Origin of the sequence: uncultured Sphingobacterium sp., assembly GCF_964277905.1 — a bacterium.
GTDB lineage: Bacteria > Bacteroidota > Bacteroidia > Sphingobacteriales > Sphingobacteriaceae > Sphingobacterium > Sphingobacterium siyangense.
Window position 1 is genome coordinate 1 of sequence record NZ_CAXYKD010000009.1, and the last position, 25145, is coordinate 25145.

Below are 25145 nucleotides of genomic sequence, written 5' to 3' on the forward strand. Positions count from 1 at the left end.
GTAAATTTGTAGCCGGACGAATTATCGTCCGGCTTTTTTTTGATGTAAATATGGATATTCAAACAAATATTGTCAACAAAGTTGCGCAAAGTGGGTTAGTCACAGTTGACTTGGCCAACTACCATCCTAAAGCAGACAATGTAGTATATGATATTAAGGATAATCTCTTCCATGGCCTGATTCTTAAAGAAAAGGATTTTCGCGAATTCATTAAGACGAACGATTGGTCGCAATATACGGGTAAACATGTCGCAATTACTTGTTCTGCTGATGCTATTGTGCCGACCTGGGCTTACATGTTATTGGCAAACAAATTGGAGCCCTATGCGGCAACTGTTATCTTTGGAGACGCGGATGAGCTATTACGCATTCAATATGCTGCGGCAATTGAACAGATTGACATGGAACAATTTCGGGATCAACGTGTCGTTGTGAAAGGTTGTGGCGATACTTTTATTCCAGCGTCTACATTTGTACAGTTTACGGTAAAACTAAGTAAGGTTGCAAAAAGTATTATGTACGGTGAACCCTGTTCTACAGTCCCCGTATTTAAGCGAACACAGCCTAAATAAATCAGCTCAGAAATAAGTATAAGTCATCGTCCATGAACGTCTCATTAACTCCAGAAGTTAAATTTATTTGAATGAAATTAACATTTCTTTTTCAAACAAATTTCGTAAACTTACGTACATGAAACTTATATCGACTTTGCTCCTTTACTTATCCGTTATAGTAAGTACTGCTTTCGCTCAAGATTTACCGCATTTAAAAGAATCGGCATTTAAAGGTGGTGAGAAATTAAAATATAAACTCCGTTATGGCTTTATTTCAGCCGCAACAGGGACATTAACCGTTGAGGATACCAAGGACGGAGCTGGAAACCCCTCCTTTCATCTATATGCTGCCGGCAAAACAGCTGGCGCCTTTGCGATATATACCGTAAGAAATGAATACAACTCGTATATCAACAGCAAAACATTTTTACCGTATTATTATACAGAGAACATTCGTGAAGGAGGATATAGACGGAATGATAAGGTACGCTTCAACCAGGAGACAAATAGTGTTGTAGGTAATAAAGGGACTTTCAACTCGAAGGTAGATCAGACTTTCGACTTGCTTTCTTCCTATTATTTTGCCCGTAATCTAGATCTGTCGACTGTTAAACCAGGAGAATCTTTTAAGCTGACTTATTTTTTGAATGATGAGATTGCCACCTTAGGCATACAATATATTGGAATAGAAAAAATAAAAACAGAATTAGGCACTTTAGAATGTCTCAAATTCAGTCCTGAGATTAAACCGGGACGTATCTTTAAAAAAAATAGCAAGCTTTATCTGTGGGTAACCAATGATGGCAACCGTATTCCGGTCAAAGCCAATGTAGATATTCTCATCGGCTCGGTAACATTAGAATTACTCGAAGCCAGTGGATTAAAATACAAATTGGGACAAAAAGCAAGCTACTCAAAATAATTAGAATGATTGAAGTAGGAAATGTATTGGTGCACGAAGATCTAATCAACAATGACTTTGTGTGTAATTTATCAAAATGTAAAGGAATCTGTTGTATTGAAGGCGATTCAGGCGCACCTTTATTGGAGAGTGAAAAGGCTATATTAGAGGAGATTTATCCCAAAGTAAAGCCCTATATGACCGAGAAAGGTATTGAAGCGATTGAAGAGCAAGGGAAGTATGTTGTCGATGTTGATGGCGATCTAACGACCACCTGTGTGGATGGGAATAAAGAATGTGCCTATGTGACCTGGGAAAATGGCATTACAAAATGCGCTATCGAAAAGGCGTACGAACTTGGCGAAGTCCATTGGCGCAAACCCGTTTCGTGTCACCTCTATCCTATCAGGACAACACATTATCCCGAATTCGACGTACTTCACTATGACCGTTGGCATATCTGTAAAGATGCATGCTCATTTGGCAAAGAATTACAGGTCCCTGTATTTAAATTTTTAAAGGATCCGCTCATCCGCACCTATGGTGAAGAATGGTACAAAAATCTTGAGAAAGCAGTCGAAGAGTTGTAACAAAATCACTATCTTTAAGCTTTAACTATTTTGGTATTTCACCCCAATTCATGTCAAAATTAAGAGAGATCCAACGCCCTATTGCCCACGAACTTGAGGCTTTTGAAAAAAAATTCAAAGCTTCAATGAAAAGCTCCGTCCCCTTGTTGGATCGTATTACACAATACCTGATCAAACGTAAAGGCAAACAAATGCGGCCTATGTTTGTGTTCTTTTCTGCTGGTATATGCAACGGAATTAATGAGTCCACTTACCGAGGAGCTGCTCTCGTAGAATTGTTGCATACCGCCTCACTCGTACATGATGATGTGGTGGACAATTCCTATGAACGCAGAGGTTTTTTCTCCATCAATGCATTATGGAAAAATAAAATCGCTGTTTTGGTGGGTGATTTTCTCCTGTCTAGAGGCCTGCTCCTTTCTGTAAAACATCAGGATTATCACTTGTTAAAAATTGTCTCGGAAGCCGTGGATCAGATGAGCGAAGGTGAATTGCTTCAAATCGAAAAGGCCCGTAAACTGGATATCGAAGAATCTATTTATTTTGAGGTCATACGGAAGAAAACAGCGTCGCTGATTGCCTCTTGCTGTGCCTGTGGATCGGCTTCTTCAAATGCAGGTCAGGAAACAATAGATAAGCTCCATCAATTTGGTGAAAAAATCGGAATTGCATTTCAAATCAAGGACGATTTATTCGACTTTGGGTTAGATGATGTTGGCAAACCGCTTGGCAATGACATCAAAGAGAAGAAAATGACCTTACCGCTAATCTATGCCTTGAATCAAGTGACTTCAAGTGAAAAGCGTAGGATCATTAATTTGATTAAAAACCATAATGAGGATGCACACAAAGTGGCTGAAGTCATTGCCTTTGTCCGCCAGAGCGGGGGGCTCGAATACGCTACAAATAAGATGCTGGAATACCAACAAGACGCTTTCCGGATTTTGGAAGACTTTCCCGACAGTGAATACAAAGCGGGGTTGGAGCAGCTGGTAAAATATACAACAGAAAGAAAAAAATAAAATGAGTCACGAATTAATGTTTTTTGGCGGATTCCTCATCTTTATTGCACTTATGCTAGCAATAGATCTAGGCTTATTCTCCAAAGGCGACAAACCTGTTAGCCTAAAGATGGCTAGCATCATGAGCGCCATCTGGGTCTTATTCTCATTGGGTTTCTATTGGCTTCTTCGTCACTATGGATTTGAACTACACAACATCCATGACTTAGACCACCTTCAGGAAATCATTACCAAACACCACCACGATATTAAAATCATTCCGGGTGATTTAGCAGCGAGTCTCGAGCTCTACAACAAAAATCTTGGGCTGGAATATCTCACCGGTTATGTTGTGGAATATGCCTTATCCGTAGATAATATCTTTGTGATGGTATTATTATTCACTTCTTTTGGGATTCCGGAGCGCTATTATCATAAAGTTTTGGTATGGGGGATTTTGGGCGCAATCATTATGCGTTTCTTATTTATCTTCCTTGGCGCTACCCTGATTGCTAAATTCGGCTGGATTCTATATGTTTTTGGTGCTTTTCTGGTCTTTACAGGTGTAAAAATGTTTATCAACCGCAACCAGGAAGAAGAAGTAGATCCACAGAACCACCCAGTTGTTAAATTCGCTTCCCGATACTTTAAGGTAACACCAAAATTAGATGGCGGGCACTTCTTCCATGTAGAGAACGGAGTGAAATATATGACGCCACTATTTCTTGTATTACTGGTCATAGAATTTACGGATTTGATTTTTGCTGTGGATTCTATCCCTGCAATTTTCTCAGTTACCAAAGATGCCTATGTTGTATTTTTCTCCAATATTTTTGCCATACTTGGATTGCGGTCTATGTTTTTTCTTTTGGTCAATATTATCCACAAGTTCCAATACCTCAAAGTCGGTTTAGCATTTTTGCTGGTCTTCATTGGTTTAAAGATGCTGCTGCATCACTGGTTGGCCGAAGTAGGTTTTACAACAACACATTCATTGATTGTTATTGTCAGCATACTTGCATTGAGTATCATTGCTTCGCTGCTTTTTCCAAAAAAGCCTTCACCGGCTGATTAAGTGATTATTGACAAGCTACCGGTGGTCATCGTTCGACAAAAAACACCGGTAATCAGCGCTAAATTATAAGCGATACAAAACACCATGGTCAGAAAGAAATTTCTGACCATTTCTATTTGATGTTAACATTTCTTATATATCCTATTCTCCAACAAAAGATTAGCAAAAAAATAGTAGATTTTTAAGAACAATTATTTTACAGAGGAATTTACCTTACTAAATTTAATTTATTTAATTTAGCACCACACTAAATTAACAAAATACTAACAATGAATTGGAATAAAACGATTGTACTAGCTGCTTCACTTTTCGCAGCTTCGTTCCAAGTACAAGCACAGGACAATTTGATCAATGCACTAAAAGCAAATCAAAATGACAATAGCAAATCTGGATTTACATTTACTGAAGTTATCAATCTAGGTAACACATCCATCAAAAACCAAGGTTCATCAGGTACTTGTTGGTCTTATTCAGGTAATTCTTTCCTGGAGTCAGAGATGATCCGTATGGGTAAAAAACCAGTTGAGATCTCCCAAATTTATACTGCGCGCAATACGTACTTAGACAAAGCTCGTACTTATGTACGCCTTCATGGTGGATTGTCATTGGGTGAAGGTGGTCAATTCCATGATGTTTTGAACTCATTCCGTAAATACGGTACAATGCCGCAATCTGCTTACACAGGTCTGCACTACGGTACTACACGTAACAACTTTGGTGAAATGACAAATATGTTGGATGCGATGTTAGGAGCAGTAGTAAAAGGTAAAACATTAACGCCAAACTGGGAGAAAGCATATACCGCAGCGATGGATTCTTATCTTGGAGAAGTACCTGAGAAATTTGATTACAACGGTAAATCTTATACACCACGCACTTTTGCAGATCAGGTAATCGGTATCAATCCGGATGATTACGTTGGTATTGCTTCGGTAACTGACCATCCATACTATAGCCAATTCGTATTGTTGATTCCTGACAACTGGTCATTCGACCGTTTCTATAATGTTAAGATGAACGATTTAACGGACATCATTGACAATGCGTTACAAAAGGGTTATACTGTAGCTTGGGCAACTGACGTATCAGAAAAAGGCTTCTCTTGGAAAAACGGTGTAGCTTATGTGCCAGAAAAACCTTTCGAGGAAATGACAGATCAGGAAAAGTCAACGATGTTTGTTGGTCCTAAACCAGAGTTAAAAGTAACAGCGGAAGAAAGACAAAAAGCTTTCGACAACTGGCAAACTACAGATGACCACGGCATGCATATCGTAGGTCTTGTAAAAGATCAAAACGGAAAAGAGTATTACATCGTTAAAAACTCTTGGGGCACAACAAATGACTATCATGGTTATTTATATGCGTCAAAAGAATTTGTACGTTATAAAACAACTTCTTTGATGTTACATAAAGACGGTCTAACAAAAGATTTAAAATCGAAGATAAATATCAAATAAGCGATTTATCAGTCCACGAAAACACCTCTGAAATTAATACTTCAGAGGTGTTTTTGTTTTCAGATTAATTTAATAACTTAAACATAATTATGAATCTTTTGTTGAGTGAGTATGAGAAGTATAATCGCATTATGCCTTACAATTTTATTCGGGAATTTGGCTCAGGCCCAGACCAAGGGGGTGAAATTTGTAGAAGGGTTGAGTTGGAAACAAATAAAGGAGCGGGCACAAGCTGAGAACAAGTTTATCTTCGTAGAGCTATTTGCAACCTGGTGTGGCCCATGCCAATATATGAGCAATGAGATCTTTCCCTTAGAGCAGGTGGGGCAGCCAATTAATCAGAACTTCATTAGTGTTAGGGTACAAATGGATTCCACAGAGTCCGACAATGCCAATGTCAAAAAATGGTATGCCGATGCGCGTGCTATTTCCAATGAATACAATATTCAATCCTTTCCCACATTTCTTATCTTTAATCCCAGTGGGCAAGCGGTACACCGGATTGTCGGTGCAAGTGACGCTCCCGAATTTGTCGGTCATGTGATGGATGGACTCTATCCCGAAACACAGTATTACACGCTGTTAAAAAAATTCGAGAAAAGACCTCAAGATATTTACACAGCCAAGCAGATGCTGAAAGCAGCAAATATCGCTTACGATGAAAATACAGCACGAAAGGCAGAAAATACCTTAGCAAATTCATTGGGCACGGATGAACTATTCAAAAAAGAAAATGTCCATATTTTATTGGCGGCTGCCAAATTCACCAATTCAAAAGCTTTCAATCTTATTCGCAACAATAAAGAGAAAATTGATATTCTATTAGAGTCACCAGGTATTGCCAACCGTACTCTGGCAAATGTTGTCGTCAATGAATTATTTCAGATTAAAATAGATGCCAAACATGAACCCAACTGGGATAGTTATCAAAATGAACTTGCTGCAAAATATCCAGACATCGATTTCGTTCCGATGTTCAAGAAGATAAAAGCACACTACTACCTTCAGGTGAAGAATTATGTAGCCATGAAGAATACGATCAATGATTACCTTTCGTCAGAAGATTTTACTCCACATCAATTAAATACCTTTGCCTGGACTATTTTTAACAATAGTAGCGATGCTGCATGTATTGAATCCGCGTTAAGCTGGAGCAAGAAATCCATCATTGAAGATCCAAGCAGTGCATTCTTGGATACCTATGCAAACCTACTCTATAAGAAAGGAGAAAAAGAAAAAGCCATAAAGTGGCAAAACAAAGCTATTGAAATGGCCAGTGAGGACGATCGTCCTATCTATCAAGAAACACTGGACAAAATGATGAAAGGAATAAAAACTTGGGAGAACTAACCTTATCCCAACTAATGCGAACGATTAAATTAAAAATCTAAAATACCAACATTATGAAAAAATTGATTTTAATGCTATTTCTAATCCCTACCCTACTGTTTGCGCAAAGCGAGGGGGTCAAATTTGAGCATGGGCTCAACTGGAGTCAGATTAAAGAAAAAGCGGCTAAAGAAAACAAATTCATTTTTGTAGACTGTTTTACAACCTGGTGTGGTCCTTGTAAATATATGTCGAGTACTATCTTCCCACAAGCTAAAGTAGGTGATTTCTTCAATGCAAAGTTTATCAATGCAAAAATTCAGATGGATAAAACCAAGAATGATAATGAAGATGTAAAATCATGGTACGAAGAGGCCGACCGTTTTGCCAAAGATTATAAAGTTAGGGCATACCCAACTTTTCTGATCTTTGATTCAAAAGGTACCCTTGTTCATCGTATCGTTGGTGGCGGTGAAGCGGACGATTTTATAGCGAAAGCACAAAAATCACTTGATCCAAATACACAATATGAAACGCTATTAGCAAAATTTAATGCCGACCCAACTAATGTAAACATTGCCAAAAGTATGGCTATGGCAGCCAAAGAAGCTTATGATCAAGAGACACAGGCAAAAGCGGAAGGAGTCGTATTAGCGTCCTTGACTACAGATCAAATCTTTACAAAGGAGAATATCAGTTTATTACTTTCGGCGGCTAATGTTGTCGATTCTAAGGCTTTTAATTTAATCAAAGATAACCCTGCTAAATTTGATGCCGTCAGTGAAAAAGTAAAAGCAAATGACTTCTTGTCCCAGCTGTTGGTTAGTAACGCCGTAAATACCAAAATCCGGGCAAAGGAAACGGTTGATTTCGCAAGCATAGAAAAAGAATTGGCGCAAAAATATCCAACTGTCAATACAGAAAAAGCAAGTCTCGAAATGCAACCACGTTATTACGGTTATACCAAAAATTACCCGGGCTTAAGAGATAGCTTCAATAAATATATTGCAAAATATGGTTCGACCATCACAGCAGCGGAATTGAACAACATGGCTTGGTCTATTTTTGAAAACTGCAATGATCCTGCCTGTTTAAAAGCAGCAGCGGAATGGAGTAAATTGTCCAATGAGAAAGAAAAGGATGCGCCGATGTATCTAGACACTTTTGCAAACATATTGTATCGCCTTGGAGAAAAAGAAAAAGCAATTAAAACGCAAGAAAAAGCAATTTCACTTATAACAGATGCTACCCAAAAAGAAGAATATGTAGCGACCTTACAAAAAATGAAAAAAGGTGAAAAGACTTGGCAATAAGAAGATATTCTAATCGTCGATGAATAAAAAAGCCGCGGTCAATAACTTGATCGCGGCTTTTTTATTCATTGCTCTACAAACAGTGCTTTGAACCAACAGATAATGCTTTGAGCACTGGAAAACTGTCTACTTACTTTAACTCTTTGATACCCATATTCCAGAGCGCGAAAGCATATTTATCAACTGTACTATTGATCAGAACTTCTGTTGACCGTCCAGCACCGTGGCCAGCTTTTGTCTCAATACGAATCAATACTGGGTTATCACACGCTTGCTTTGCCTGCAGTTCGGAAGCAAACTTGTAGGAGTGCGCCGGTACCACCCGATCATCATGATCTCCGGTAAAGACCATCGTCGCAGGGTAACAAACCCCAGATTTCACATTATGCACCGGAGAATATGCTTTCAGATAATCAAACATTTCTTTGCTATCACTGACCGTACCATAATCATAGGACCAACCTGCACCAGCTGTGAAGGTATGATAACGCAACATGTCCAAAACACCAACCTCAGGCAGTGCGACCTTGGCTACTTTGGGATCTATTGTCATTGTTGCTCCAACGAGCAAGCCACCATTTGAGCCCCCCGATAAAGCAGTATACTCGGGTGATGTATAACCATTCTCCTGAAGATAATGTGCCGCGGCAATAAAATCGTTAAACACATTCAATTTGTTGAATTGTCTACCGCCATCATGCCATTTCTGACCATATTCACCCCCTCCGCGCAAATTCGGAACAGCATAAACACCACCATTGGCCAACCAAACTGCAACGGAAGTACTAAAGGCAGGTGTCAAGCTGATATTAAAGCCGCCATAACCATACACAATCGTCGGGTTTTTCCCATTCAAGATAATCCCCTTTTTGTACGTAATAATCATCGGAACCTTAGTACCATCTTTGGATGTGTAGAAAACCTGTTTCGATTCATACTGATCGGAATCAAATTTCACCTTAGGTTTGATATAAAGTGTAGACTGACCAGAATTTACGTCAAACTTATAACTTGAAGAAGGTGTAATGTAATTTGAAAAACCAAAATAGATTTCTTTTTCCTTTTTCTTACCCGAAAAACCACTCGCCGTACCCACACCAGGCAATTCTATTTGCCGAATCTTTTTACCCGTATAATCGTATTGAATCACAACCGAAACGGCATCTTTCAAATAGTTTGCAAAAAGATAGCCTCCACCCGTACTGATCGAAAGTACATTTTCAGTTTCTGGAATAACATCTTTCCAGTTCTCCTTTGCAGGATTCTTCAAATCAACTTTTACCAAACGGTTGTTGGCAGCCTTGTAGTTCGTCTCCAATAAGAAACTATCCCCAATATTGTCAACGACACCTGTATTTGCGTCAAAATGATCTTGTAAGCAGACAATCTTGCCGTTCGGCTGATTGAGATCTTGATAATAAAGTTCATTTCCTGTTGTCGTATTTGCAGCGGAAATAATCAGGTAACGTTGATCGTCTGTTAATGAAGCTCCTATATAACGTCTCGGTGTTTCAGGGCCACCAAAAATCAATTTATCTGTAGATTGGGCTGTTTTAAGTTTATGGTAGTATAATTTATGTTGGTCTGTTTTTTCAGAAAGTTCAGATCCTTTTGGTTTATCGTAACTCGAGTAATAAAAACCATCATTTCCTTTCCATGCAATACCGGAGAATTTGACATCCACTAGCGTTTCACCTACAGGCGACTTATCCTTGGCATTCAGTACAATGACTTTCCGCCAGTCTGATCCTCCTTCAGAAATAGAATAGGCGACTAAACTGCCATCCTTTGAAAACGAAACATCGGCCAATGAAGTTGATCCATCTTTCGAGAATGTATTTGGATCCAAGAAAACTTCTTCTCCTCCCGTCTCCCCTAGTTTACGATAAAGCACAGCATGTTGCTGTAAGCCGTTATTCTTAAAAAAATAAGTATATGCACCTTCCTTAAACGGAGTCCCTATTTTTTCATAATTCCATATTTCGGTTAATTGATCTTTTAATTTTGTACGGAATGGAATTGCATTCAAATAGTCAAAAGTCACTTTATTCTCTGCCTGTACCCAATTTTTTGTCTCAGCTGAACGATCATCCTCCAACCAGCGGTAAGGATCTGCAACCTTTTCACCCCAAAATTCATCCACGACGGTTCCTTTATTTGTCTTCGGATATGTCAACTGTTGTCCATAACCGGTCGTCGCCGTACCTGCCATACCTATCATCATTAGAATAAGGCCAAAATTTTTGTTTATCATAAAAAATCGTCTACTTGTTTCAACCAACCTAAGTTTTATTCACTTAGCATCTGAAAATTCAATTTGAGTTGAATATAAATAAATTTATCGATCTCTTATCTTAAAATATACGAGACATCTGCATTTCTTTACTCACAACAACCTATACAACAATATTATACACATATTTCTTTGCGGTATATTTTTATAGCAACCGAAATTTCTTTAGATTTATTTAAATCTTGAAAATATCACAACAATGTTTAAAAAAGTCATATATCTTTCTTTGTCAATTTCCATTCTTCAAATTGGAATAAGCGAAGCACAACAACTTTCCATAGATCAACAATATCGAGCCACTCCTACTAAGATCAACGATCTTGTTCACACCAAGCTCGATGTCCATTTTGACTATACCAATCAATTCCTCAATGGAAAAGAATGGGTTACATTAAAACCTCATTTCTACCCAACGGACTCTCTTCGCCTTGATGCAAAAGGCATGGATATCAAACAGGTTTCTTTGGTCAATGGTTCACAATTGATTCCCTTAAAATATACCTATGATGATCATTCGATACTGATTAAGCTCGACCGTAATTACGTAGCCAAGGAACAATATACAGTATACCTCGATTACACAGCAAAACCCAACTTATTAAAAGTTCAGGGCAGCGCAGCGATTAACGATGCTAAGGGACTATATTTTATCAACCCTGATGAACGCATGCCGAACAAACCTCGTCAAATATGGACACAAGGTGAGACGGAAGCATCATCAGCCTGGTTCCCGACGATTGATCGCCCCAACCAAAAGACTACAGCAGAAATCTCCATGACTGTTCTTGACAATTATGTAAGTTTATCGAACGGTGCATTGAGCAATCAACAGAAGAATAGTGATGGCACACGTACAGATACCTGGAAAATGGATTTACCACATGCCCCATATCTATTTATGATGGCCGTTGGTGATTTTAAAATCTATCAGGACAAATACAACAATATCCCCGTTGACTATTACCTTGAACCGAAATATGCGCCCTATGCCAAAGATATCTTCGGTAAGACACCAGCGATGATGGACTTCTACAGCAAGACTTTGGGTGTTCCTTACCCTTGGAATAAATATGCACAGATCGTCTGTCGCGATTATGTCTCAGGTGCCATGGAAAATACAAGTGCAACACTACATGGCGAACATGTACAAAAGACGAAACGCGAATTGTTGGACGATAATCAGGAAGGAACGATTGCGCATGAACTATTTCACCAGTGGTTTGGTGATTTGGTCACAGCAGAATCTTGGTCCAATTTAACCATGAACGAATCTTTTGCCACTTTCGGCGAAGTTATCTGGCGTGAGCACGATGGCGGTAAAGATCGTGGAGATAAATCTAGATTTGAAAAACTCCAGTCCTATCTCAAATCGACTAAAAATGGGAAAAGCCCGACTTTAGCCCGTTATTATTATCATGATAAAGAAGATATGTTTGATAATATCAGCTATGCGAAAGGCTCATTGATTCTCTATGCCCTAAAAGAGCAAATGGGTGATGAAGCGTTCTATCAATCGTTGAAAAAATACTTGACAGACAATTCCTTTAAAACCGGCGAGCCGCAACAGCTCCGTCTAGCAATGGAAGAAGTGACCGGCAAAGACTGGGCTCCGTACTTCAATCAATGGTATTACCAAGGCGGACATCCAATTTTGAAGATCACAACAAGAAACGGAGAGAACAGTGTCATACTGAATGTAGCCCAAATTCAAGATTCTACGGTACAGACTTTCCAGCTTCCCTTGGCCGTCGATATCTACACCAAAAATGGGAAGATCAGACAGACATTTCAACTCAACAGGCGGAATGCCCAATTTATGATCCCGCTACCTGCTGCTGTTGAATTTATTGATATTGATCCCGAAAAAACACTCGTGGGTCAAATTCAAATCGATAAATCAGATGCCGACTATCTATATCAATATGAGCATGCACCTTCATTTGCCAACCGCGTCGGTGCGATTGCCTATGCCTCAAAAAATCCGACAAATACCATCAGCCAGCAAATCTTAACAAAAGCATTGGCGGATACCGATGCGGATCTTGCCGCAACAGCGATTCAAGGTCTCGATCTAAGCAATCCCGCGATGCGCAAGTCAGCCGAAAAAACCATCTTGGCACTTGCAGAGAAGTCCGAAGCCTCTGTTATCCGTGCCTCTGCGATTCAAAAGCTTGCACAGACAAAAGATAAAAAATACAAAAATCTAATTCTGAATGCTGTAACGGACAAATCCTATATGGTTATTGCCAGTTCAATCATGGCAATAAAAAGTGCTTATCCAGATCAACTTCAGCAGTCCTTGAAGCGCATTGATCCCGATGCTACGGAATATCTAAAGGCGCTGATCACCGAATTATCTAAATCATAGCAAAATATATTGTGGAGGCGAATTTTGTATTCGCCTCCATTTTTTTTAGTTTTGGCCACATGTCAACAAGAACAAAAATTTATTTTGCCTCCGACTTTCATCTTGGATCTTACCCCTTGGAACGTTCACGGGAAAGGGAGCTGCAAATTATACAGTGGCTGGACCAGATCAAAACAGATGCTGCACAGCTCTATCTTGTTGGTGATATTTTTGATTTCTGGTTTGAATATGCGACTGTTGTCCCAAAAGGCTATATCCGCTTTTTGGGTAAATTAGCCGAAATTGCAGATCTCGGCATTCCCATTACTTTATTTAAAGGCAACCACGATATGTGGATGTTTGATTACCTCAAAAAGGAATTAAATGTACGCATCATCGACAATGAGCTGGAGTTACATCTCAACGGAAAACATTTTTACATTCACCACGGCGATGGTTTAGGTTCGGGAGATTACAAATACAAGATACTCAAGAAAGTATTTCGGAGCCGTGTCTGTCAATGGCTATTTGCACGGTTGCACCCAAATCTCGGAATCGGAATCGCGACACGTTGGTCCAAACATAGCAGGCTTTCGAATAATGAGGACGAAAAGTTTCTGGGCGAAGACAAAGAATGGTTGATCGGTTATGCAAAGGAACTGGAGTCAACCCAACATCACGACTACTATATCTTTGGCCATAGACATCTTCCCTATGATGTTGAGCTGAACGCCAATAGTCGTATTCTAAATTTAGGGGAATGGATCAATTACCATACCTATGCAGTTTGGGATGGTGAAACTTTACGTTTGGAAAAATGGGCGAGCAAATCCTAATTTCTTTATCCGATTGCCTGAACGGTTATCACTTTCTAACGCCTGAAAGTGCTGCAAAATTGGAGCAGGTCAGTAAGAAAATTACGGCGAAAAGAAATAGCCTGTTGATCGAACAGGACAAAATTCAAAAAGACATCTATTTTTTGGCTTCAGGATTAGCCCGCGTTTACTACGAGACGGCCAACCGCCAGATTACCCTTGATTTTGTTTCACCTGGTGGAACACTCATATCCATGAATAGTTATGTCCATGATACCCCAGGTTATGAAAACATAGACCTTTTGGAGGATAGTGTTGTTTATCAGATAGACCAAAAGCAACTTTTTGACCTCTACGAAAGTGATATTGCCATTGCAAACTGGGGAAGAAAGATGGCTGAACTTGAATTCATCAAGGCCGAACAACGAACCATGTCCAAGCTCTTTAATACTGCCCAAGAGCGCTATGCCGAGTTACTTCAAAAATACCCCCAATATATCCAGCGGATCAAACTTGGTTACATCGCCTCCTATCTCGGCGTCAGTCAGGTAACCTTAAGCCGGATTCGCGCAAATATTCACACAAATTTTTAACATTTGTAAAAATTATTATCGGCCAAAAGCTGGAACTTTGTACCAAAATAAAAAATAGAAAACGATATGAACTGGATATTTTTAATATTGGGCGGATTATGTGAAATTGGTTTCACCACGTGTTTGGGTAAAGCCAAAGATGCAAACGGGAATGGGCAATGGTTCTGGTATGGTGCCTTTGTTGTATTCCTATTTGCAAGTATGGGCTTATTGATCAAAGCCACACAGACACTTCCCTTGGGCACCGCTTATGCTGTTTGGACCGGAATAGGTGCGGTAGGTACTGTTTTAATGGGGATCTTCTTCTTTAAGGAGCCTGCAGATTTCTGGCGCATATTCTTTATTTTCACGCTGATTGCTTCCATCGTAGGACTAAAAGCAGTTTCCTCTCATTAATAGCAGGCTAGGTTGTTTAAAAGCAACAAAATTTCCTTACTTTTGTACACTCAATAGTAATCTAGGTCATACATTCCTAGAAGAAGCATTTTTGATATATGTTAGACAAATTACAAGCGATAAAAGAAAGATGGGAAGAAGTGGAAGCTGAATTGAGCAACCCTGATACCATGCAAGATATGAAACGTTTTGCCAAATTGAATAAAGAGTACAAAGATTTGGGCAAAATTGTGGACCAATACCATATTTACAAAAATATGGTGAGTAATATTGATACCAATAAGGACATCATCATGAACGAGAAGGATCAAGAACTTCGTGAGATGGCCAAAGAGGAATTGGATCTTTTATACGTAGCAAAAGAAGAAAAAGAAGAAGAAATTCGCCTAATGCTTATTCCGAAGGATCCTGAAGATGCGAAAAATGCCATTATCGAAATTCGCGGTGGATCAGGTGGTGATGAAGCAGCCTTATTTGCGGGTGACCTTTACCGCATGTACACACGTTATTTCGAAACCAAAGGCTGGCGCAACGAAGTAATGGACGTTACCGAAGGAACCTCTGGCGGTTACAAGGAGGTGATTTTAAAAGTTATCGGTGAAGACGTTTACGGACAATTGAAATACGAATCAGGAGTACATCGTGTACAACGCGTTCCAGATACCGAAACTCAAGGCCGTGTGCATACCTCTGCAGCTTCAGTAGCTGTGTTACCAGAAGCTGAGGAAGTCGATGTTGAAGTGAATCCTGGTGATATAGAATTACAGACATCCCGTTCAGGTGGTGCTGGTGGGCAGAACGTCAACAAGGTAGAAACAAAGGTACAGTTGACGCATAAACCGACAGGTATCGTTGTTGTTTGTCAGGTAGAACGTTCCCAATTAGCCAACCGTGAGTTAGCGATGGAGATGTTGCGGAACAAACTTTATGAGCTCGAGTTGAACAAAAAGAACGGCGACATCGCTGCAAAAAGAAAAACTTTGGTTTCTACAGGAGACCGTTCGGCAAAAATTCGTACATATAACTACCCACAAGGTCGCGTAACGGAGCACCGTATTGGAATGACGATGTACAACTTACCGGCAATTATGGACGGTGATATTCAAGGAATTATCGATGCATTGCAGTTTGCTGAGAATGCAGAGAAGATGAAAGATGGCCAAGTAGATTAGTTTTTTTTCAAAAAATCTTTGCAGATACGTAAACAAACGCTATATTTGCACACCTTCTGAGGAGAAGGGTTGAGGTCTGGTAGTTCAGCTGGTTAGAATACATGCCTGTCACGCATGGGGTCGCGGGTTCGAGTCCCGTCCAGACCGCTTCAAAAGAGAGAGAAATCTCATACGTTCTTTAACAAAATAAGTTTTTAAGATTTTTAGGTCTGGTAGTTCAGCTGGTTAGAATACATGCCTGTCACGCATGGGGTCGCGGGTTCGAGTCCCGTCCAGACCGCCAAAAATTATTAAAAACAATCCTTAAGATTTTAGGTCTGGTAGTTCAGCTGGTTAGAATACATGCCTGTCACGCATGGGGTCGCGGGTTCGAGTCCCGTCCAGACCGCTAAAATTTTAAAAACACAATTGTTGGTCTGGTAGTTCAGCTGGTTAGAATACATGCCTGTCACGCATGGGGTCGCGGGTTCGAGTCCCGTCCAGACCGCCAACAAAAAAAGCATCATTTAATTATAAATGATGCTTTTTTTTTGCCTTAACAATACAACAGCTATTATTTTTTTAATTCGTACTGAAGAGCTCCCGAAGGACAGTGCTTGATCTGTTCAATCAATTCGGCCGTACTCGCATTTTGGGCCGTGACCCAGGGCTTATCTTTCGGATGATACACATTCGGCAGACTCTTTACACAAACTGCAGCATGTACACAACGTTCCGGTATCCAAAGGACGGTTATCTCTCCATTTGGATGTGGATATCTAACTATTTTTTCCATAATTCCATCTCTCTTTAACAATTCATAATTTAAGAACTAATAACGATAAAGGCAATTTTGTTTTAAGAAACAGCGCGTCGTTTTTTGATCATATTACTTACCCGATAGATCATAAAAATACCGACAATGGAAAGTAGAATAACAATCATCCCCAATGTCGGATAATGCTCCAAGGGACTTTCTTTTGTTTCTTGGACAATGATTACACCTGCCAATGAAGCAGCCACACCACCTGCCAGCTGTTGCAACGAAGAACTGATACTCATAAATGCGCCCCTATCTTTCATCTCCGGAACAGCTGTGATCAAAGCCGAAGATGGCGTCATCCGACTTAAAATGCCTGCCATCATTAAAATGTTTAAGATAACAACGATATAAAATGGCGTAACACCTAGGTTCGTATAGATAAATACGACAACCATAAGCCAAAGGGAAGCGAAAGCAAAAATCTTAAACTTATCGTAACGGTCACTCAATTTCCCTACAATAGGCATAATAATCAATGAAGCAATACCCGAAATCATAAACAACATCGGCAGCTGTTCGTGGCTTACTTTTAGATTATTGACTGCAAAAGCACTTCCAAAAGGCATCATCATATAACCTCCAATTGAGAGCAAAGCTGTTGCCATAAAGCCGACGCGGTATTCTCGCTGTGAAAAAGTCAACCAAAGGTGCTTTAACGCAGATTGATGTTTCTGAAGACCTATATGCGCTGTAATAGGAATGAGTTTGACAGCTATAATAACGACAATAATCAAAGCCATCACTGCAATCCACAAGAAGGCACTATGCCAACCCCAATTATTTGCAATATATAATCCTATGGGAATCCCCAGGACCTGACTTGCACCGAAGCCCATCTGCACAAAGCCCATCACACGTCCGCGCTGTTGGAGCGTAAAGATATCGGTGATAATAGCCATAGAAATCGAGCCGATAACGCCGCCAAACAGTCCAGTGACGATTCGTGCAGCAACCAAAGTCCAGTAATCGTTGGCAAAACTGCAGCAGAAGGTCCCGATAATAAAGCCAGAATAGAAAAATAACAGCAGTTTCTTCCGATCAAAACGATCGGCAAAGCCCGCGGTCAGCAGCCCCGAAGCACCGGCACTAAAGGCATAGGCCGAAACCGCAATACCAAATTGAGCCGGTTTGAGATCTATGGCTTTCATCAGGATATCCCCCATCGGTGACATCACCATAAAATCAAGCACAACCGTAAATTGTGTCATTGCCAATAAAAACACCACAAGTTTTTGATATGCCGTAAAAGGCGCGTTATCAAGTTTATTTATTTCCATACTGTTCAGATTGCCTCGGTTTAAACTGGCCTAAAAATACAGAAGTGCGCGAACATTCTTTGTAATATGTTTGCAAAATTATCGCGCAAGATTCTACCTTACCGGTTTAGGCAAGACGGTCAATCACCCTTTTCAACCACTATTTAAACATAGCATAGGGTCGCTAACAAAAAAGCCAGCACCTGTGACAGGTGCTGGCTCAATATGCGATATAAAGCAAATTATTCAGCTATAACAGCAAATTCAGCTCCCGACGCATAATCGTCACCACGTTGGGAATTAAGTCCAGTAAAGCGGATATAACGTCCTTTCACAGGCTTTTCGAATCGAACAGTTTTTAATTTTTTATTCCGTTCAAAAGATCCGGACATCACATCTTCCCAGTTCTTCCCATCTTTACTCACCTGAATCTTATAATCCTTGATATCACCATTCGGTCCATCCTGTCTTGGTAGAAAAGTGAAGCCTTTAATTGTTTTGCTACTTCCAGCATCAAAATCAACCCAATGTGGGTACTGTGCTACGGTAACCGAATACATCGTATGCCAAATCGAGGAAAGATCCCCATCCAGTAGGTTCTTAGCATCTCCTTCGCCAGTCTCTTGGCTTGAAGCAAACACCACTTCCATTGGAATAGTTTCGATTTTTGAGTATTGCTGTGTTACCTTTAATTTCTCATTATGCTGATACCAAGCAGTCACGGTACCACCAGTACGTAAATCAAAAGGCGCATTGTAGACACTTGCTTTCGCATTATTCAAACTGTATACAACAGGTTCATTCTTATTACCTGATAAAATAGAAACTTCACCGTTAGAACTTCTTGCCAAAGAAATTGGCGCATCACCGGCAGTCGCAACCTGAGCCTTTGCCATCATATCATTGTTCTGAATCGGACGGATAATAAAGCCCATAGACGTTGGCACCGCTTTCACACGGTCTTTTTCCAACGGCGGACCTTGTCCACAGCTGTTACCGCCCAATCCTGTTACCGCAGCATCTAGATGCAGATGTACACCCGAACTTTTTGGCAATTGATAAGGGTGCGGCGCAAATGTCAGTTCGAGCTCACTATATTCCAAAGCGGAAGTTGCTAAATGATTTTTTGCAACAAAGATAACTCCTTGACCATTATTGTTGGTTAATGCTGTCCAACGCACCTCTTCATTGTTGCTCATATTTTGCGGATTAGGCCATGGCACAAACTGGTCTTTTACAGTACTTTTCTGCAATTCAATAAATTGAGCAGTCTTCCGGTCAGCATAATTGTTGATCGGTCCACGTCCATAGTAACTGTAATTGCCAAACTCGGTCGGTAATTGCAAAGAATAGCCCAATCGAGCTAACACGACACTCGCATTATTGGATGTAATACTTGACGACAATTCAATAGAGCCATCCTTATAGATTGTCCAGATCTGATTGCTTGTAAATTTAAAATCATCCTTACCAAAAGGCTTATCCGTATGTTCTTTAAGGGTATACGTTCCAGAAGTTCCACCTAACAGTGATGCGCCATAAGGTGCTTGCGATTCAATCGTAAACGCCAATACAACTGTTCCATCCTTCTTGGTATAGCTATTTGAAGACAAAACCTTATGTTTCAGGTTATGCAATCCTTTTTCAAACCATTGTTGGTAAGCCCAGTTGTCATTGTCAACAGGAGCACGTAGCGCATCCAATTTAGGACCTTCACCATCGCGGATAACTTGTTTACCGGCATACGTTAGATTATATATCGAGCCAGTTTTATTGTCAAACCTAACGATAAACTGATCTCCCTTGACCACCTGCAAATCACCCTCCTTGGAAAGCAAGGGAGCCTCTCCTTGTGCCACAGATGAAATCAACGGTTTATTTTCAGCCGCTTTAACAAACAGTTGTTCCTCCATTTGTACAAAACCTTTGGCTGCCCAAGGTCGATCCGTATTGAGAATAAACTGTACTTTTACAAAATACTCCGATCCCGCATCTAACTGCGCATAATTTATCGGCAATACAAGCTGCTTGCGTTGGCGCGCCTTGGGCAAATCTGTTGCACTGATTGTACCCGTGCTATTTTTCACCTCTACCCCATTTTTATATAGCGACCATTCAACCTGATAATCGGATAGATCTTTAAAATAATTTTTATTGAAAAGTTCAATTTTCCCTTGTTGAATATCAACAGCTTTTACACCCGCATTTTGGTATACTTTCTTTACCTCATAATACTGTGGCTTAGGTTTCATATCGGCAAAGATCAACCCGTTATTGACAAAGGTTCCATCATTGGGTTTGTCTCCAAAGTCGCCACCATAGGCAAGAAAGCGTTCGCCGGTCTTTTTATCATAATAATACATGGCCTGATCAATCCAGTCCCAGATGGCACCGCCCATAAAAAAGTTGGTCGATTCGATGGCTTCCCAATAATCTATAAGGTTACCAACGGCATTCCCCATAGAATGTGAATATTCCGAAATATGAAATGGATATTTCAATTTGTAGGTACCTTTTACAGCTCCTCTTACCCAGTCTATCGAAGGATATTGGTTGGAACCCATATCGACGATTGAATTGTTACGCTCGTATTGAACAGGTCGTGATGTATCAATTTTTTTAATCGCCTGATAGGCGGCCACGAAATTATCACCCGGACCGGCTTCGTTTCCTAAAGACCAGATCACAACAGCTGGATGGTTGATGGTCGAATGCACCATCTCGATATTACGGGCTACATGGGCATTTTTCCATTCAGGAACATGAGAAAGAGATTCTTTGCCATAATAATACTCATGACTTTCGATATTGGCTTCATCTTCGAGATAAATTCCATATTTATCGCATAAATAATACCAATAAGCGGGTTCTGGATAGTGCGAATTCCGGACATGGTTGATATTCGCCCGTTTCATTAATTTCACCTCAGCTTCCATCTGCTCTCTGGTCACTACCTTACCATGTTCAGGATTGGTCTCATGACGGTTGACACCTTTCAGTTTCACCGTCTTGCCATTGACATAATAATAACGTCCGGCCAAGCCAAATTCATCATCAGCAGCCTTGGTGTCTTTAATCTCAACCTTTCTAAATCCAACGTAGGTAGAAATAGTCTCTATCGTTTTGTTCTTTTTATCCTTCAATTCAGCTACCAAAGTATACCGATATGGTAATTCGGCAGACCATTTATCTGGATTTTTAACGTTCAACGTTGCTGCGATGCTATTGGAAACCTGACCATCCAGGGTTGGCACAGCAGAAGAGGCTTCTGTCTGGTCAACAAGGGTATTCTCGTCACTGTATAGCTTATTTTTATAAAGTGAATAAACAACTTTATACCCTTCAGCTTTCTTATTCCCTAGATTGCGTACAGTACTTGTAATTTTCAACGAACCATTTTCGTACTTGCTATCCAAGTCTGGAATAGCCGCTAGATCGCGAATCTGAACTTTTGGCGTTGAAGTCAGGGAAACATCCCGAAATATCCCGGGCAATCTAAACATATCCTGATCTTCCAAAAAGGAAGCATCTGAACTGCGGTAAACTTCAACTGCCAACACATTTTCAGCACCCTTTTTTAAGTAAGGTGAGATATTGAAAGATGCGACGTTCCTTGAATTTTTTGAAAATCCGACATATTTGCCATTTATCCACAGGTAGAAAAAGGAGTCTACACCATCAAAATTGATAAATACCTCACGACCGTCCCAATCGGTAGGTACTGTAAAATTGCGTCGGTACGATCCCACTTCATTACGGTAGACATAAGTTGTCCAATCTTGGGCCGGTGTTCGCATGACTCCACCGCGCCAATCATCGACCTTTACTTGATGATGAAAGATCACACGTTGGTTCGTGTAAATAGGTACACCATATTTTAGGCTTCCATCCTTCTGTATACCATAAATATTCCAGCTCATAGGGACTGGAACAGATTCCCAGGCACCAACATTATAACTAGGATCATAAAAGTCCTTTGGTCGCTCTTCCGGAGTCTTTACCCAGTTAAACTTCCAGGATCCATTGAGCGAAAGCCAATAGTTACTGTGCTCGGGAAGTACTTTTCTCGCACTTTCTACGTTCTGAAAGGAGAAGAACGAAGCATGTGGCAACTCCTTATTAAGTGATAATAATTGAGGCGATTCCCATTCATTCCCTTTTGGAGCCATTGCAGCTCCATACTGGAAACCGTCGATAGATGGCGTAATCGTTTGCCCTATCGCAACGGTAGTGTCCAGCGACAGCAATGAGGCTAGAATCGTTGAAAAAATAACAGAGTTTCTTAACATAATGTAATTAAGCAATTTAGTCCAGGAAACCAAATGTAACTTCATTTTGCAGTAATAACAAGCAGATTATTAAAGCACTCGATTGCGAAACTTTTTCGATACAAAAAAAGGCCATATAGAACGTTAAAATCGTTCCATAAGAGCTTCCTTCGAGAATTGCACATAAAACAAAGCAAAAACATAAAAAATAGAGACGGCGAAAAATCACGATGTCCTCCCAAAAGCAGCAGATTTCAATAAAAAACAAATGCTTTAGGTTTCAAGGAATAAGCCTTATTTTTGGGGATAGATTTCGCTTTAAACAAATAAAAGTTTACGTTTGAAAATATTTCGAAGAATTTTATTTTTCAAAGGGTTACAATTTAAGCATTAAGGTATTAATAGGTGAGTAAATTCAGTAAATCAGTCCTGCTAGAAAATGATGAGCAAATCATTGAAGGCATCAAAGACGGCAACAGCTTGGCGATAGATGCTATCTATAAGCGGTACTATCCGTCTATAAGCCATATGATCTTGCAAAACAATGGAAGTGAGGACGAAGCGAAAGATATTTTTCAAGAAGCTGTCATTGTGCTCTACGATAAAGTTTCCAAAGGGAACTTTGAGCTCAGCAGCAAACTAAAAACATATCTTTACTCGATTTGCAGAAGGCTTTGGCTTAAGCAACTCAATCGTGCTGGTTTTGGCAATAGTGACATTCGAGGTTATGAAGATTCCTTATTTGAGGAAGAAGATCTTCAACAGCATCAAGAACTTGAAAAAAAGTTCGATCAAATGGAGCTTGCCTTAGAGAAAATGGGAGAACCTTGTAAGACAATCTTACATGATTTCTACATCTTAAACCATTCGATGCAGGACATCTGTGAAAAATTTGGTTATACCAATACAGATAACGCCAAGACTCAGAAGTATAAATGCCTACAACGGCTGAAAAAAATATTTTTTTCAACAGATTAAAACTAGTGTAACACCATGGGAACAATGAATCAAAAAGAATTTTTCGAATTAGCAGATCACTATCTTCGCGGCGAATTATCGGCCGAAGAAAAAGCTGCATTTGAATCTTTTTGTGCTGATCAGCCCTCCTATGCTGCCCAATTACAACAACACCGGGAATTTGTTGCCAATATGAAAGAAACTAGTCAACGGCTGGATTTCAAAAATGCATTAGCGCAATCAGCAAAAGAATACCATAAAACCCAAAACAAATCCGCAAAGGTGGTTCCTATAAAACAATCAACGGTAATTTCACTTTGGGAACGTATCAAAGCAAGTTCTTTAGTGGCTGCAGTGGTAGCAGTATTTGCGGTATTTGGCACATTATGGCTGAGCGGTTATTACAGCAACCTCGAGAAAGCATCTTCCGATTACAGCGCGCTACGTAGAGACATGAACAATGTCAAAAAGAACGTCAACGCACACAACGCTGCAATCAGGGATATCAATGACAAAAAATCAGTAAAAGGTACCGAAAGCCAGTTTGGCGCGACAGGATTTATGCTGACAACAGATGGCTATGTTGTCACCAACTACCATGTCATTAGTGGAGCAGATTCGATCTATTTGCAAAATAGCAAAGGTGAATCGTATAAAGCACAAATCGTACATACCGATCCAAGCAAAGACTTGGCTATTTTATACATCGCGGATAAGACCTTTAAGAAAGCTAAAAGCTTACCTTACACATTCAAAACATCGACTTCAGATCTTGGTGAAGATATTTATACGATCGGGTTTCCTCGTGACGAAGCAGTATATGGTCAGGGATACCTAAGTTCATCAACAGGTTATGCTGGTGATACCATTGCTTATCAGATCTCCGTGCCTGTCAATCCAGGTAACAGTGGCGGCCCCGTATTGGATAGCAGAGGTAATGTGATTGGTATTATTTCCGGAAAACAACGTGGCATAGATGGTGCTGCCTTTGCAATCAAAACGAAATCAATCTTGAATGCTTTAGCGGACATCCCAAGTGATTCACTGGTTACTGGTCTTAAGATCAACAAAAAGAATAGCTTGGCAGGTTTACCAAGAACAGAACAAATCAAGAAAATGCAAGACTATATCTACATGGTTAAAGTCTACTAGGACGCATTTATAGCTTATAAAAAAAGGCAACGTTTTCTCAACGTTGCCTTTTTTTATCCCTTAGTACAAGCCTAAACCTTACAGATTAGGTTGTGGCGTAGTTCTCAAATACGGTTTGATCTCTTTAAACCCTTTTGGAAATTTAGCAGGAATATCTTCTGTCTTTATCGCTGGAACGACAATAACATCTTCGCCATGCTTCCAGTCAGCAGGTGTAGCCACTTGATAATTGGCTGTTAACTGTAAAGAATCAATGACCCGTAAGATTTCATCAAAATTACGACCTGTTGATGCTGGATAGGTCAACGTCAATTTGATCTTTTTGTCAGGACCAATAATAAATACGGAACGTACAGTCACTGTTGCGGACGCATTTGGATGGATCATATCGTACAATTCGGATACATGATGATCTTCATCAGCGATAACCGGGAAATTCACTTCGGTATTTTGCGTTTCATTGATATCCTTAATCCAATTCAAGTGATCGTTTACATTATCGACGCTTAGCGCAATGGCCTTCACACCTCTTTTGTCAAATTCAGATTTCAATTTTGCAGTACGGCCCAACTCTGTTGTACATACCGGCGTATAATCTGATGGGTGCGAAAAGAAAACGACCCAGCTATCTTTGATATAATCGTGAAAGTCTATTTCACCAATGGTTGTTTGCGCTTTAAAATTTGGCGCTTCATCTCCTAATCTTAAACTCATAATCTTATTTTTTAAATGTGTTTAAATCATATAGTCTACAAATATAGTAGATTAAATTTAGCAAACAAGTAATTCTTCAATTTTTTAAATTAAGATGAAAAAACTAACCCTAATCCAATTGAAAGTAAGGATTTTACCCAAAAACTTATTATGATTACCA

Annotated in this window: 20 protein-coding genes and 4 tRNA genes; 19 read left to right on the plus strand and 5 right to left on the minus strand. The window is 39.9% G+C overall.

Translation table 11 applies throughout. The annotated features are described in order from the left end of the window. Nucleotides 1–50 precede the first annotated feature (50 nt). The 8 genes from ACHWSC_RS06670 (at nt 51) to ACHWSC_RS06705 (ending at nt 8220) form a co-directional block, all read left to right on the plus strand. Entirely contained in the window at nt 51–572 is a 522-nt protein-coding gene (locus ACHWSC_RS06670) for a DUF2480 family protein (protein WP_394676273.1), read from the plus strand. A 118-nt stretch (nt 573–690) separates the two neighbouring features. Next, a complete protein-coding gene (locus tag ACHWSC_RS06675; RefSeq protein ID WP_070563318.1) occupies nt 691–1476 on the plus strand; it encodes a DUF3108 domain-containing protein in 786 nt (261 codons plus the stop codon). Nucleotides 1477–1481: 5 nt separating this feature from the next. Next, nucleotides 1482–2045, plus strand: a complete 564-nt coding sequence (locus tag ACHWSC_RS06680) for a DUF3109 family protein (RefSeq protein WP_046672325.1) — start codon at nt 1482–1484, stop codon at nt 2043–2045. 50 nt (nt 2046–2095) lie between these two features. Further along, entirely contained in the window at nt 2096–3067 is a 972-nt protein-coding gene (locus tag ACHWSC_RS06685) for a polyprenyl synthetase family protein (protein WP_394676260.1), read from the plus strand. Nucleotide 3068: 1 nt separating this feature from the next. Continuing rightward, the gene (locus ACHWSC_RS06690; protein ID WP_075990971.1) at nt 3069–4121 is read left to right on the plus strand and encodes a TerC family protein; all 1053 of its coding nucleotides are present in this window, start codon (nt 3069–3071) and stop codon (nt 4119–4121) included. A 269-nt stretch (nt 4122–4390) separates the two neighbouring features. Further along, the gene (locus tag ACHWSC_RS06695) at nt 4391–5578 is read left to right on the plus strand and encodes an aminopeptidase C (protein WP_120333595.1); all 1188 of its coding nucleotides are present in this window, start codon (nt 4391–4393) and stop codon (nt 5576–5578) included. A gap of 111 nt (nt 5579–5689) precedes the next feature. After that, a complete protein-coding gene (locus ACHWSC_RS06700; RefSeq protein WP_088160162.1) occupies nt 5690–6928 on the plus strand; it encodes a thioredoxin family protein in 1239 nt (412 codons plus the stop codon). A 53-nt stretch (nt 6929–6981) separates the two neighbouring features. Continuing rightward, nucleotides 6982–8220 (plus strand): thioredoxin family protein, encoded by a 1239-nt coding sequence (locus ACHWSC_RS06705; RefSeq protein WP_120333596.1) that lies wholly within the window; start codon nt 6982–6984, stop codon nt 8218–8220. 130 nt (nt 8221–8350) lie between these two features. On the opposite strand, the gene ACHWSC_RS06710 is transcribed toward ACHWSC_RS06705, so the two are convergent. Beyond that, nucleotides 8351–10474: a prolyl oligopeptidase family serine peptidase gene (locus tag ACHWSC_RS06710; protein ID WP_333885850.1), complete on the minus strand. Its 2124-nt coding sequence runs from the start codon at nt 10472–10474 to the stop codon at nt 8351–8353. Nucleotides 10475–10712: 238 nt separating this feature from the next. On the opposite strand from ACHWSC_RS06710, the gene ACHWSC_RS06715 reads away from it, so the two are divergent. The 9 genes from ACHWSC_RS06715 (at nt 10713) to ACHWSC_RS06755 (ending at nt 16326) form a co-directional block, all read left to right on the plus strand. Continuing rightward, nucleotides 10713–12881 carry a M1 family aminopeptidase gene (locus ACHWSC_RS06715; RefSeq protein WP_394676261.1) on the plus strand — a complete coding sequence of 723 codons (2169 nt, stop codon included), beginning with the start codon at nt 10713–10715 and terminating at the stop codon, nt 12879–12881. Nucleotides 12882–12940: 59 nt separating this feature from the next. Continuing rightward, nucleotides 12941–13696, plus strand: coding sequence for a UDP-2,3-diacylglucosamine diphosphatase (locus tag ACHWSC_RS06720; protein ID WP_394676262.1), 756 nt, complete (start codon nt 12941–12943; stop codon nt 13694–13696). Next, the gene (locus ACHWSC_RS06725) at nt 13678–14268 is read left to right on the plus strand and encodes a Crp/Fnr family transcriptional regulator (protein ID WP_201666461.1); all 591 of its coding nucleotides are present in this window, start codon (nt 13678–13680) and stop codon (nt 14266–14268) included. Before ACHWSC_RS06720 ends, ACHWSC_RS06725 begins: the two co-directional genes overlap by 19 nt. Nucleotides 14269–14334: 66 nt before the next feature. Beyond that, a complete protein-coding gene (locus ACHWSC_RS06730) occupies nt 14335–14664 on the plus strand; it encodes a DMT family transporter (protein ID WP_394676263.1) in 330 nt (109 codons plus the stop codon). A gap of 98 nt (nt 14665–14762) precedes the next feature. Continuing rightward, nucleotides 14763–15836 carry a peptide chain release factor 1 gene (gene prfA / locus ACHWSC_RS06735; RefSeq protein ID WP_088160156.1) on the plus strand — a complete coding sequence of 358 codons (1074 nt, stop codon included), beginning with the start codon at nt 14763–14765 and terminating at the stop codon, nt 15834–15836. 73 nt (nt 15837–15909) lie between these two features. Next, nucleotides 15910–15983, plus strand: a tRNA-Asp gene (locus ACHWSC_RS06740). Between the two features lie 59 nt (nt 15984–16042). Continuing rightward, nucleotides 16043–16119: transfer RNA gene (locus ACHWSC_RS06745), tRNA-Asp, on the plus strand. Nucleotides 16120–16150: 31 nt separating this feature from the next. After that, a tRNA-Asp gene (locus tag ACHWSC_RS06750) sits at nt 16151–16224 on the plus strand. Nucleotides 16225–16249: 25 nt separating this feature from the next. Next, nucleotides 16250–16326, plus strand: a tRNA-Asp gene (locus ACHWSC_RS06755). A 63-nt stretch (nt 16327–16389) separates the two neighbouring features. On the opposite strand, the gene ACHWSC_RS06760 is transcribed toward ACHWSC_RS06755, so the two are convergent. The 3 genes from ACHWSC_RS06760 to ACHWSC_RS06770 form a co-directional block, all read right to left on the minus strand. Further along, nucleotides 16390–16611: a (4Fe-4S)-binding protein gene (locus tag ACHWSC_RS06760; RefSeq protein ID WP_088160155.1), complete on the minus strand. Its 222-nt coding sequence runs from the start codon at nt 16609–16611 to the stop codon at nt 16390–16392. A 62-nt stretch (nt 16612–16673) separates the two neighbouring features. Continuing rightward, nucleotides 16674–17915: an MFS transporter gene (locus ACHWSC_RS06765; protein ID WP_394676264.1), complete on the minus strand. Its 1242-nt coding sequence runs from the start codon at nt 17913–17915 to the stop codon at nt 16674–16676. A 221-nt stretch (nt 17916–18136) separates the two neighbouring features. Further along, nucleotides 18137–22183 carry a glycoside hydrolase family 2 TIM barrel-domain containing protein gene (locus ACHWSC_RS06770; RefSeq protein WP_394676265.1) on the minus strand — a complete coding sequence of 1349 codons (4047 nt, stop codon included), beginning with the start codon at nt 22181–22183 and terminating at the stop codon, nt 18137–18139. Nucleotides 22184–22567: 384 nt separating this feature from the next. On the opposite strand from ACHWSC_RS06770, the gene ACHWSC_RS06775 reads away from it, so the two are divergent. Together ACHWSC_RS06775 and ACHWSC_RS06780 are read left to right on the plus strand one after the other, a co-directional pair. Next, a complete protein-coding gene (locus tag ACHWSC_RS06775; RefSeq protein WP_075990961.1) occupies nt 22568–23140 on the plus strand; it encodes an RNA polymerase sigma factor in 573 nt (190 codons plus the stop codon). Between the two features lie 24 nt (nt 23141–23164). Then, nucleotides 23165–24271 (plus strand): serine protease, encoded by a 1107-nt coding sequence (locus tag ACHWSC_RS06780; protein WP_236582662.1) that lies wholly within the window; start codon nt 23165–23167, stop codon nt 24269–24271. A 78-nt stretch (nt 24272–24349) separates the two neighbouring features. Here ACHWSC_RS06780 and ACHWSC_RS06785 read toward each other — a convergent pair whose 3' ends face one another. Beyond that, a complete protein-coding gene (locus ACHWSC_RS06785; protein WP_075990959.1) occupies nt 24350–24985 on the minus strand; it encodes a peroxiredoxin in 636 nt (211 codons plus the stop codon). Nucleotides 24986–25145 lie beyond the last annotated feature (160 nt).